The organism is Arthrobacter sp. BPSS-3, from assembly GCF_044628475.1.
In the GTDB taxonomy this organism is placed as follows: Bacteria; Actinomycetota; Actinomycetes; order Actinomycetales; family Micrococcaceae; genus Arthrobacter.
Map to the genome: position 1 here is coordinate 435,611 of NZ_JBIMMV010000002.1, position 11,140 is coordinate 446,750.

Here is an 11,140-nt window from a genome sequence, read left to right on the forward strand (position 1 = left end):
TCCAACGGGTAAACTCGGACGGGACCGTTCCCGTAGCGGTCCCATTTAATACCACCCTGTTTTCCTTCTGAAAGGCGAGCTGTGCTGCGCACACACGACCTCGGATCCCTTCGCTCCGAGCACATTGGACAAACCGTAACCCTCGCCGGCTGGGTCGGCCGGCGTCGTGACCACGGTGGTGTCGCATTCGTGGACCTGCGCGACGCGTCCGGCGTCGCCCAGGTCGTCGTCCGTGAGGAAGAGGTCTTCCACGGCTTGCGCAACGAGTACGTCCTGCAGGTCACGGGCACCGTTTCGAAGCGTCCCGAGGGCAACGAGAACCCGGCGCTGGCCACCGGCGAGATCGAGGTCATCGCCGAGACGGTCACCGTCCTGAACACCTCCGAGCCGCTGCCGTTCCAGATCGACGAGCACGTCGAGGTCGGCGAGGAAGCCCGCCTGAAGCACCGCTACCTGGACCTCCGCCGCCCTGGCCCCGCCCGGAACCTGCGCCTGCGCTCCGAGGCGAACCGGGTGGCCCGCGAACTGCTGCACGGTGAAGGCTTCGTCGAGATCGAAACTCCGACGCTGACCCGTTCGACGCCGGAAGGCGCCCGCGACTTCGTCGTCCCCGCCCGCCTGGCGCCCGGCTCCTGGTACGCGCTGCCGCAGTCGCCGCAGCTGTTCAAGCAGCTGCTGCAGGTCGGTGGCTTCGAGAAGTACTACCAGATCGCCCGCTGCTACCGTGACGAGGACTTCCGCGCGGACCGCCAGCCGGAGTTCACCCAGCTGGACATCGAGGCCAGCTTCGTCGAGCAGGAAGACATCATCAGCCTCGGCGAGGGCATCGTAAAGGCGCTCTGGAAGCTGATCGACGTCGAGATCCCGACGCCCATCCAGCGCATTACTTACAACGACGCGATGGCCCGCTACGGCTCGGACAAGCCGGACCTGCGCTTCGGCCAGGAGCTCACCGAACTGACCGAGTTCTTCAAGGACACCAGCTTCGGCGTCTTCAAGGCCCCCTACGTCGGCGCCGTCGTCATGCCCGGCGGGGCCTCCCAGCCGCGCCGCACCCTGGACGGCTGGCAGGAATGGGCCAAGCAGCGCGGCGCTAAGGGACTGGCCTACGTCCTCTTCAAGGAAGACGGCGAGCTGGCCGGCCCCGTGGCCAAGAACCTCAACGAGACCGAGCGCGCCGGCCTGGCCGACGCCGTCGGCGCCAAGCCGGGCGACTGCATCTTCTTCGCCGCCGGCGAGAAGACCCCGTCCCGGGCCCTGCTCGGCGCGGCCCGCGTGGAGATCGGCCACCGCACCGGCCTGATCAACTCGGCCGACTGGGCCTTCTGCTGGGTGGTCGACGCCCCCATGTTCGAGCCGGCCGCGGCCGCCGTCGCCTCCGGTGACGTCGCCGTCGGCGGCGGCCAGTGGACCGCCGTGCACCACGCGTTCACCTCGCCCAAGCCCGAATTCATGGACACCTTCGACACCGACCCGGAGACGGCGCTGGCCTACGCCTACGACATTGTCTGCAACGGCAACGAAATCGGCGGCGGCTCCATCCGTATCCACCAGGGCGACGTGCAGGAGCGCGTCTTCAAGGTCATGGGCCTCTCGCACGAGGACGCGCAGGAGAAGTTCGGCTTCCTGCTCGAGGGCTTCAAGTTCGGCGCGCCCCCGCACGGCGGCATCGCGTTCGGCTGGGACCGTGTGGTGGCTCTGCTCTCCGGCGTGGAGTCCATCCGCGACGTTATCGCCTTCCCGAAGACCGGCAACGGCTACGACCCGCTGACCGCCGCGCCGGCGCCGATCACGGCGCAGCAGCGCAAGGAGGCCGGGGTCGACTTCAAGCCCGAGGCCAAGAAGGCCGAGGCCCCGAAGAGCGACGGCGCCAAGTAGCTTTTAGGTGCTTGCAGCAGCGGTTTCCCGGGACACCGGGGAGCCGCTGCTGCTTTTTCAGTGGACTGAGGGCTGGCAGCGATGCCGCCGGGAGGAGACCGTGAATGCCGGAGCTTGTGCCGCAGCTGGAGCGGCTGATGGACGCCGCGTGGCCGGCCACCGAACGGGACGAGGCCGGCGGCTGGGTGTTGCGCGCCGCCTCCGGCGTGACCCAGCGGGCCAATTCCGTCTGGCCCCGTGAGCCGGGGGAGGACCCGGAGGCGCTGCGCCGGAGCCTGGCCGAGGCGCGGCGCTGGTACCGTGAGCGCCGCCTGCCGTTGATCTTCCAGGTGTTTGAGGGACCAGGGTATGCGCCGCTGAACGCCGTCCTGGACGCCGAGGGCTTCACCCGGCAGTCCGAGACGCTGATCCTGACCCGCGAGCATAGTGTCAGTGCGGCCGACGGAGTCGCGGAGGCTGCTTCGGCGTCTGAGGTGGAGGTGCTGGACCACGCCTCGGAGGAATGGCTGCGGCTCTGGTGGAGCGTCGACGGCCGGGGTGGGGTGGAGAGCCTGCCGGTGGCCCGGGCGATCCTGGAGGGCTGCCCGTCGCTGTACGCGCTGGTGCGGGACGAGCACGGGGAGCCCGCGGCCGTCGGACGACTGGCGCTGCCTGCCGACGACGGCGATTTCGGCGCGGCCACTGCGGCCGGGATCTACGGGATGGCCACCAGGCCGGATGCCCGGCGCAGCGGCTATGCCGGGCGGGTGCTGCGGACCCTCCTGCGCGAGGCGGAGGCCCGGGGCCGACGGGAGTGCTGGCTGCTGGTGACGGCGGCCAACACTGCCGCTCGGGAACTCTACGCCCGGGCAGGCTTCTCCCTGGCCGGCAGCTACCTTTACCGGCAGGACCGCCCCCGCCGCGCCCCGACCGGCTGCTGAGACTAACCGCTGACCACGGTCAGTCTGCAGGGGGTTATTTGGCCCTGACTCCGTGCCCTCGCATTCATCTCCAGTCGCCGGTCTTTCGCACCCAACGAACAGTCGTCCCGGTCCGCCGTTAAATGTCAGTGCCTCGACCTATTGTGAGGTTATGGAAGGCGCAGCAGCGTTTGTGGAGGAAACCCGGGAGGCCCTGACGGCCCTCACCGGGTCCGCCGACGCGCTGGCGGCGGGTTTGGATGGCGGCGTCGATTCCGCAGACCCGCTGCGGAAATTGGCCGACGACTGTCTGCACGCCCTGGCCGAATCCGCCCGATGGGAAGCCCGGATGGCGGCGCTGAAGGCGCGGCTGATCGCGGACTACACTCGGGCGGCCGAGGCTCTGGCGCCGCCGGCGCGGTCACCTCAGGAATGCACGGCCCAAGAGATGTCTACTGTTGCCGAGATCGCCTGCGTCCTGACCGTCAGCGAGCGAGCCGCCGGTGCCCTGATCTCTGAGGCCCGGGCCCTGACAGCGGCGCTGCCACTGACCCTGGGGGCCTTAGAGGCCGGGTCTATTTCCTGGCAGCACGCCCGAATCATGGTCGACGAAACCGCGAACCTTAGCCAGGCCGGTGCGGCGGAGCTGGAAGCCCACTTCCTGGACCCGAATGCACCCAATCCCGCGCGCGGTTGTCCAGCCGGAGAACTCGTCCCGGGACGGTTCCGGGCCAAGGCACGCAGCTGGCGCGAACGCCACCACCCGGTCAGCATCGAAACCCGCCATGCCAAAGGCGTCGAGAACCGGCGGGTTGAATATTGCCCGGACCGGGACGGCATGGCCTGGCTGTCGGCTTACCTTCCCGCCGACACCGCTTCGGGCATCTGGGAGCGGACCACCGCTGCCGCCCGCACCCTCCAGGCGCCGGACGAGCAACGGACGTTGGGGCAGCTCCGGGCTGACATCGCAGCGACCTGGCTGCTCAGCAGCGGTACCGGCCCCGGAACTGCCGAGGATGGAGCAATCGGCGCCGCGGCGGCTGGGGAGGTTCCGGTGCCGCTGGCGCAGGTCCTGGTCACCGTCCCGGTGATGGCCCTCCTCGGTGTCACCGAGGAACCGGCTGTTCTCGATGGACACGGGCCGATCCCGCCGTCGATGGCCCGCCGGCTGATAGTCGACGGTGCCGACTCGTTTCGCCGGGTCTTGACCGATCCGCGCGACGGTGCCCCGTTGGAGATCGGGCGGACCAGCTACCGCGTTCCGAAGGCAATGCGTCAGTGGCTCAGACTCCGCGACGGGAAGTGTCCATTTCCGGGCTGCAGCAACGCTTCCCTGGACAACGACGCCGACCACCTCCTGGCCTGGGCCGACGGCGGCGGCACCGGCGTCAGAAACCTGGGTCAGCCCTGTCGCAAACACCATCGCTTGAAGCACACCACCGCCTGGGCACCGACTGCCGCCGGGACGAACCACCCGCCGGGGTGGACATCGCCCGCCGGCCGGACGTACGCCAGCGAACACCAGGACTGGGAACCACCCCAGTGGCCACCGGCCCCCGTGGCTGTGGAGTGGCTCAACTCCCAGGCGGCAGGTTGGGAGGCCGGGGCGAGCGTTCCGCCGGAACCCTGGCCACAACACGGTGTAATTCTGCTGCCCGGGTTGCCGGAAGATCCTTTTCCGGAATGGGACAAGTGGCCGCCTGGTGAACCGGACGATGCCCCTTGGTTGGATTCCCTGAGCGTCTTCTGCGGAACGACATAGCCCCCGCTCCGACTGCCCGCCTACGACGGCGGGTCGGTGACCTGGATCCGCACGGCACACGCGTCGGCGGCGGCCTTCTTCAGCACGGCCGCCCGCGGATCCGGGACGTCCAGCAAGGCCAGCCGGGCCAGCGGCGCGTAGCGCTTCAAAACCGGCTCGGCGAGGACCAGGTCCGCCAGGGTCCGGTCGCCGCCGGGAACCAGGTACTCGATGCGGTGCTCGGCGAAGATCCGGGCCGCGTGCGCCGCGACCGCCTCCACCAGGGCGTCGGCCTGGTTGGACCGGCGCCGGGCGAAGCGCTGCTGCGACCAGCCGCCGGCGGCCGTGCGCGACTGCACGTGCCGGGTGCCGGTCTTCGAGGCCAGAACTCTTCCCTCCGCAACGACGGCCACCGAATAACCGCCGCGGCGCACCAGCACCAGGCCCAGCTGCCGGGGCTGCGTTGTCAGACTCGCCAGCCGGGTCAGCGCGTCGTCGCCGCGGCCCGGGCGCCCGTCCGCCGGCCAAGGTGCCTGCAGGAGCGCCTCGGCACCGTCGGCGGCGCGCAGCAGCAATCCGTCGTCGGTGTCGGATTCCTGGACGCTTCCGTGACTGGCCGCGAAGCGCTCCACCCAGCCGGCCAGCCGTTCCCCGGGGACACGGGCCACGCGGGACTCGGGGCTGGGCATGGCGGATCTCCCTTGGAAACGGGCGGGCGGGGTGCGTAAGGCCGGCCGGCGGCCGTGCGGGGACCGTCCGGAACTAGAAGTAGCCTATCTATGTGGATGATCTCTTTGGTGCAGGGCAGGACAAGGCGTCCGCGAACAACGACCCCGACGCCGACGACTTCGGCGATGAGTCCGGCGACGGCGGCTCCGCGCGCGGCCACTCGTCCCACGGCTCCGGCCGAGCCGCCCCGCGCAGTCCGCTGGCCGTCCGCATGCGTCCCCGGACCCTGGACGACGTCGTCGGCCAGCAGCACCTCCTGGGCCACGGCTCCCCGCTGCGGCAGCTCGCGGCCGGCAGCAACGCCACCGGACCGGCCGGCCCCAGCTCGCTGATCCTCTGGGGCCCTCCCGGCACGGGCAAGACCACCCTGGCCCACGTGATCGCCAAGGGCCCGGGGCGCAAATTCGTTGAGCTCTCCGCCATCACCGCGGGGGTCAAGGACGTCCGCCGCGTGATGGACGAGGCGCTGACCGCCCGGGACCTCTACAAGACCACCACGGTGCTGTTCCTGGACGAGATCCACCGCTTCAACAAAGCACAGCAGGACGCGCTGCTGCCCGGCGTCGAGAACCGCTGGGTGGTCCTGGTGGCTGCTACCACGGAGAACCCGTCCTTCTCGGTGGTTTCGCCGTTGCTCTCGCGCTCCCTGCTGCTGACCCTCAAGCCCCTCACCGACGCGGACATCGAGGGCCTGCTGCTGCGCGCCGTCGAGGACCCCCGCGGCCTGGGCGGCTCGGCGTCCCTGGAGGGGGAGGCCCTGGCGCACCTCGTCCGGCTCTCCGGCGGCGACGCACGCCGTGCCCTGACCGCGCTGGAGGCGGCCGCCGGCGTCGCGTTCGGCGACGCGGACGACGTCGACGGTGCCCCGGCCGACGGCACGCCCGTCAGTATCGAGCTCAAGCACACCGAACGCGCCCTGGACGTCGCCTCGGTCCGCTACGACCGCGCCGGGGACCAGCACTACGACGTAGCCAGCGCCTTCATCAAATCCATCCGTGGCTCCGACGTGGACGCATCCCTGCACTACCTGGCCCGGATGCTGGAGGCCGGCGAGGACCCCCGTTTCGTGGCCCGCCGCATCGTGATCTCCGCCGCGGAGGACGTTGGCATGGCCGACCCCACCGCCCTGCAGACCGCCGTCGCCGCCGCCCAGGCGGTGCAGCTGATCGGCATGCCGGAAGGGCGGATCATCCTGGCCGAGGCCGTGGTGCACCTGGCCACCGCGCCCAAGTCCAACGCCGCCTACCTCGGCATCAACCAGGCGATCGCCGATGTGCGGGCCGGGATGGGCAACGGCATCCCCGCGCACCTGCGCGACGCGCACTACCCGGGCTCCAAGCAGCTGGGCCACGGCAAGGGGTACAAGTACGCCCACGACGCCCCGCACGCTGTCGCCACCCAGCAGTACCCGCCGGATGACCTGGTGGGCCGCAACTACTACCAGCCCACCGCCAACGGCGCCGAACGGGACATCTCCACGCGGCTGGAACGGCTGAGGAAAATCATCCGCGGCGGCTAAGCCGTGATAGTCTTGAACGTTGTCTGGCAAGGCACGGACGCATAATCCTCTGAACTCGCGGCAGTTTCGGCTGTCACGATGCTCCGCGGGTTGGCTCTGCGCCCAGTAGCAAAAGGCAGCGGTTGGCCGATGCTCTCCATCGTGGAGGCCAGTAACACTGACACACCGCAGATATTGGAAGGACACAAGTGGCTAACAACACTCGTGCTCGCCGTACCGCACGCCTCTCGCGCGCACTCGGCATTGCTCTGACCCCCAAGGCCGCCAAGTACATGGAGCGCCGCCCGTACGGCCCCGGTGAGCATGGCCGTGCCCGCAAGAAGCAGGACTCCGACTACGCCGTTCGTCTGCGTGAAAAGCAGCGTCTGCGCGCCCAGTACGGCATCCGTGAAGCCCAGATGACCCGTGCCTTCGAAGAAGCACGCCGCACCAAGGGCCTGACCGGTGAAAACCTGATCGAACTGCTCGAAATGCGTCTCGACGCCCTCGTGCTGCGTGCCGGCTTCGCCCGCACGATCGCCCAGGCCCGCCAGATGGTTGTGCACCGCCACATCATGGTTGACGGCGTCCGCGTTGACCGCCCGTCGTTCCGCGTCGGCGAGGGCCAGCTGGTCCACGTCCACAGCCGCAGCGAAACCATGCCTCCGTTCCAGGTGGCAGCAGCAGGCGCGCACCGCGATGTCCTGCCGATGGTTCCCGCCTACCTGGACGTCAAGCTCGAGTCCCTGCAGGCACGCCTGGTTCGCCGCCCGAAGCGCTCCGAAATCCCCGTGACCTGCGAAGAGCAGCTCGTCGTGGAATTCTACGCACGCTAGATCCAACGCGAGACCTACAAAGAAGCCCGTGGCAAGCGCCGCGGGCTTCTTTGTAGGTAAGGTACTTGAGGGAGTCCGCGGCCACACATTATGGCGGAGCGGCCCCGCAGTAATCCACGGAGTTTCAAGGAGATGAACGTCTATGACTGGTGGCGATATTGCCGGCCTGATCGCGGCCGGGGTGTTTGCACTCCTGGTCCTGCTGCTCGCCGTGCCGATCCTGAAGCTCGGGGGAGTATTCGACGAGGTGCGCAGCACCATCCGCTCGCTCAGCGACGGCGCCACCCCGCTCATGGATGAAGTCACCGCCACCGTCTCCACCACCAACCAGCAGCTGAAGAAGGTGGACGGGATCGCAGCCAACGTCTCCGACGCCTCCGCGAACCTCTCCGCCCTGTCCTCCCTGGTCGCGGCCACCGTGGGTTCGCCGCTGATCAAGGTCGCCGCCTTCAGCTACGGCGTGCGTTCGGCGTTCTCCGCGCGCAAGAAGCCCTCCTCCGGCCGCCGCAGCCGCTGACCCGGCCCGCTCCCGCTGAAAGAAGCTGACATGAACAGGATTCTCTGGATGGGCATCGGCGTCGCCGTCGGCGTCATCGCCTTCCGTAAAATCACCCAGGCGCAGACCGCGCTGGGCCCCGAAGGCATGAACCGCGCCGTGGGCCGCCTGGCCGACAGCGTCTACGACTTCGCCGACGCCGTCCGCACCGGCATGCGCGACCGCGAGAGCGAACTGCGTTCAGCGCTGGGAGTAGACGACGTCGCCGCCCCCGCCCGGGACGCGCTGCGCCGCTAGGCCGCCCGCCACCCCCGAACCACCCGATGCCACCGGTGCGTCGCCACCTACGTTGTAAAGAATTATTGAAGGGTTAGTAACCAGGTTATGAAGTCGCAGGAGATCACCAAGCGCTGGATCGATTTTTTTGTCAGCAAGGGACACACCGCCGTGCCCTCCGCCTCCCTGGTCTCCAGCGACCCCTCCCTGCTGTTCACGGTGGCCGGCATGGTCCCGTTCATCCCGTACCTCACCGCCCGTGAGGAGCCGCCCTACTCGCGTGCCACCAGCATCCAGAAGTGCATCCGCACCGGCGACATCGAAGAGGTGGGCAAGACCGCCCGCCACGGCACCTTCTTCCAGATGTGCGGCAACTTCTCCTTCGGCGACTACTTCAAGGAAGACGCCATCAAGTTCGCCTGGGAGCTGCTGACCACCGGCGTCGACGACGGCGGCTACGGCCTGCCGCCGGAGCGCCTTTGGGTCACCGTCTACGAAGAGGACGACGAGGCCAAGGAACTCTGGCTGAAGAACACCGGCGTCCCGGCCGAGCGAATCCAGCGGATGGGCAAGTCGGACAACTACTGGTCCACCGGCCAGCCCGGCCCCGCCGGCCCCTGCTCCGAGATCTACTACGACCGCGGCCCCGCCTACGGCATCGAGGGCGGCCCGCTGGCCGACGAGACCCGGTACATCGAGATCTGGAACCTCGTCTTCATGCAGTACCAGATCGACAACGTCCGCTCCAAGGTGGACTTCGACATCACCGGCGAACTGCCCAAGAAGAACATCGACACCGGCCTCGGCATGGAGCGCCTCGCGATGATCCTGCAGGGCGTCGAGAACATGTACGAGACGGACCAGGTCCGTCCCGTCATCGACAAGGCCGCAGAGCTCTCCGGCAAGGCCTACACCTCCGCCGAGACCCCCGAGGACCCGCACCACACCGACGACGTCCGCATGCGCGTCGTCGCCGACCACATCCGCTCGGCACTGATGCTGATCGCCGACGGCGTCACCCCCTCCAACGAGGGCCGCGGTTACGTGCTGCGCCGCCTGATCCGCCGCGCCGTCCGCTCCATGCGCCTGCTGGGCGTCGAGAAGGCCTGCCTGCCGGAGCTGCTCCCGGCCTCCCGCGACGCCATGAAGGGCGTCTACCCGATCGTGGAGACCGACTTCGACCGGATCAGCCGGATCGCCTACGCCGAGGAGAAGGCGTTCCTGCGCACCATCGCCTCCGGCACCGCCCGGCTGGAGGACGCGGTCAAGGAATCCAAGTCCGCCGGCCGCCCGCTCTCCGGCGCCGACGCCTTCACCCTGCACGACACCTACGGCTTCCCGATCGACCTGACCCTGGAAATGGCCGAGGAGGCCGGCCTCAAGGTCGACGAGCCCGAGTTCCGCAAGCTCATGCTGGAACAGCGCCAGCGCGCCCAGGCCGACGCCAAGGGCAAGAAGGGCGCCCACGCGGACATGAGCGCCTTCCAGGAGCTCCTGACCGCGGGTGAGACCGTCTTCACCGGCTACACCGAGCTCGCCGGCGAGTCCACGGTCCGCGGCATCCTCGCCAACGGCCGCAAGGTGGGCCACGCCGCCACCGGCGAGGAGATCGAACTCGTCCTGGCCGAGACCCCGTTCTACGCCGAGGCCGGCGGCCAGGCCGCCGACACCGGCCTGATCACCGGCGACGGCTTCGTCGTCGAGGTCCTGGACGTGCAACGCCCCATCAAGGGCCTCAGCGTCCACAAGGCGATCGTCCGCGAGGGTGAAATCGGCGCCGACGCCCGCGTCCTCGCCGCCGTCGACCGCGAACGCCGGCACGCAGCCGAGCAGGCACACACGGGCACGCACATCGTGCACGCCGCCCTGCACCAGATCCTCGGGCCGGAGGCGCTGCAGCGCGGCTCCTTCAACAAGGCCGGTTACCTCCGCTTCGACTTCTCCTGGGGCGAGGGCCTGAGCACGGCCACCCGCTCGGAGATCGAGGAGGTCGCGAACATCGCGATCCGCAACAACTACCAGGTCGAGACCAAGATCATGGGCCTGGCCGAGGCGAAGGCCCTCGGCGCCATGGCGCTCTTCGGCGAGAACTACGGCAACGAGGTCCGGGTCGTAGAGATCGACGGCGCCTGGTCCCGCGAGCTCTGCGGCGGCACGCACGTGTCCAACACCTCACTCATCGGCAGCCTGTCGCTGCTGGGTGAGCAGTCCGTCGGCTCGGGCAACCGCCGCGTCGAGGCCTTCGTTGGCATGGACGCCTTCCGGCACTTGGCCGCCGAACGCGCCCTGGTCACCGAGCTCACCGACATGCTCAAGGTGCCCTCAGGCCTGCTCACCGAGCGCATCGCCGGCACCCTCGCCAAGCTCAAGGCCACCGAGAAGGAACTCGAGCGTCTCCGCAAGGAACAGCTCACCGCCGCCGCCGCGCAGCTGGTGGGTACCGCCAAGGATGCCTCGGGCGTCAAGGTCATCGCCCACGACGCCGGCCAGATCGGCGGCGCGGACGACCTGCGCGGCCTGGCACTGGACTTGCGCACCCGGCTCGGCTCCGACGCCGCGGCCGTCGCGGTGGCCGGGGTCAGCAACGACCGCCCCGTGATTCTGGTGGCCACCAACGAGGCCGCCCGCGAGGCCGGCGTCAAAGCCGGTGCCCTGGTCCGCGTGGCCGCCGGCATCCTCGGCGGAGGCGGCGGTGGCAAGGACGACGTCGCCCAGGGCGGCGGTACCGACGCCAGCAAGGTCGGCGCTGCGCTGACCGCCGTCGTCGACGCCATTACCAAGCGCTAA

At 69.2% G+C, this 11,140-nt stretch carries 9 protein-coding genes; 8 read left to right on the plus strand and 1 reads right to left on the minus strand.

The genetic code is table 11. The features are described 5' to 3' along the window. Positions 1-81: 81 nt before the first annotated feature. The 3 genes from aspS (at position 82) to ACFVY3_RS05085 (ending at position 4,539) form a co-directional block, all read left to right on the plus strand. A complete protein-coding gene (gene aspS, locus ACFVY3_RS05075; RefSeq protein WP_400158960.1) occupies positions 82-1,878 on the plus strand; it encodes an aspartate--tRNA ligase in 1,797 nt (598 codons plus the stop codon). Positions 1,879-1,982: 104 nt separating this feature from the next. Beyond that, positions 1,983-2,798 carry a GNAT family N-acetyltransferase gene (locus tag ACFVY3_RS05080; RefSeq protein WP_400158961.1) on the plus strand — a complete coding sequence of 272 codons (816 nt, stop codon included), beginning with the start codon at positions 1,983-1,985 and terminating at the stop codon, positions 2,796-2,798. A 151-nt stretch (positions 2,799-2,949) separates the two neighbouring features. Then, the gene (locus ACFVY3_RS05085; RefSeq protein ID WP_400158962.1) at positions 2,950-4,539 is read left to right on the plus strand and encodes a DUF222 domain-containing protein; all 1,590 of its coding nucleotides are present in this window, start codon (positions 2,950-2,952) and stop codon (positions 4,537-4,539) included. 20 nt (positions 4,540-4,559) lie between these two features. On the opposite strand, the gene ACFVY3_RS05090 is transcribed toward ACFVY3_RS05085, so the two are convergent. Continuing rightward, positions 4,560-5,207 carry an acVLRF1 family peptidyl-tRNA hydrolase gene (locus tag ACFVY3_RS05090; protein WP_400158963.1) on the minus strand — a complete coding sequence of 216 codons (648 nt, stop codon included), beginning with the start codon at positions 5,205-5,207 and terminating at the stop codon, positions 4,560-4,562. A 92-nt stretch (positions 5,208-5,299) separates the two neighbouring features. Here ACFVY3_RS05090 and ACFVY3_RS05095 point away from each other — a divergent pair, with 92 nt between their 5' ends. The 5 genes from ACFVY3_RS05095 to alaS all read left to right on the plus strand — a co-directional run bounded on the left by ACFVY3_RS05095 (position 5,300) and on the right by alaS (position 11,140). Continuing rightward, a complete protein-coding gene (locus ACFVY3_RS05095) occupies positions 5,300-6,766 on the plus strand; it encodes a replication-associated recombination protein A (RefSeq protein ID WP_400158964.1) in 1,467 nt (488 codons plus the stop codon). Between the two features lie 188 nt (positions 6,767-6,954). Further along, positions 6,955-7,581, plus strand: coding sequence for a 30S ribosomal protein S4 (rpsD, locus tag ACFVY3_RS05100; protein WP_290257734.1), 627 nt, complete (start codon positions 6,955-6,957; stop codon positions 7,579-7,581). A 142-nt stretch (positions 7,582-7,723) separates the two neighbouring features. Then, positions 7,724-8,098, plus strand: a complete 375-nt coding sequence (locus ACFVY3_RS05105; protein ID WP_290257735.1) for a DUF948 domain-containing protein — start codon at positions 7,724-7,726, stop codon at positions 8,096-8,098. Positions 8,099-8,128: 30 nt separating this feature from the next. Beyond that, positions 8,129-8,374, plus strand: a complete 246-nt coding sequence (locus ACFVY3_RS05110) for a DUF6167 family protein (RefSeq protein WP_400158965.1) — start codon at positions 8,129-8,131, stop codon at positions 8,372-8,374. Positions 8,375-8,461: 87 nt separating this feature from the next. Then, positions 8,462-11,140 (plus strand): alanine--tRNA ligase, encoded by a 2,679-nt coding sequence (gene alaS, locus ACFVY3_RS05115; RefSeq protein ID WP_400158966.1) that lies wholly within the window; start codon positions 8,462-8,464, stop codon positions 11,138-11,140.

Coding starts and splice junctions, on each gene's coding strand:
- ACFVY3_RS05080 (WP_400158961.1), top strand. CDS start 1,983: ATGCCGGAGCTTGTGCCGCAGCTGGAGCGGCTGATGGACGCCGCGTGG.
- ACFVY3_RS05085 (WP_400158962.1), top strand. CDS start 2,950: ATGGAAGGCGCAGCAGCGTTTGTGGAGGAAACCCGGGAGGCCCTGACG.
- ACFVY3_RS05090 (WP_400158963.1), bottom strand. CDS start 5,207: ATGCCCAGCCCCGAGTCCCGCGTGGCCCGTGTCCCCGGGGAACGGCTG.
- ACFVY3_RS05105 (WP_290257735.1), top strand. CDS start 7,724: ATGACTGGTGGCGATATTGCCGGCCTGATCGCGGCCGGGGTGTTTGCA.
- ACFVY3_RS05110 (WP_400158965.1), top strand. CDS start 8,129: ATGAACAGGATTCTCTGGATGGGCATCGGCGTCGCCGTCGGCGTCATC.
- alaS (WP_400158966.1), top strand. CDS start 8,462: ATGAAGTCGCAGGAGATCACCAAGCGCTGGATCGATTTTTTTGTCAGC.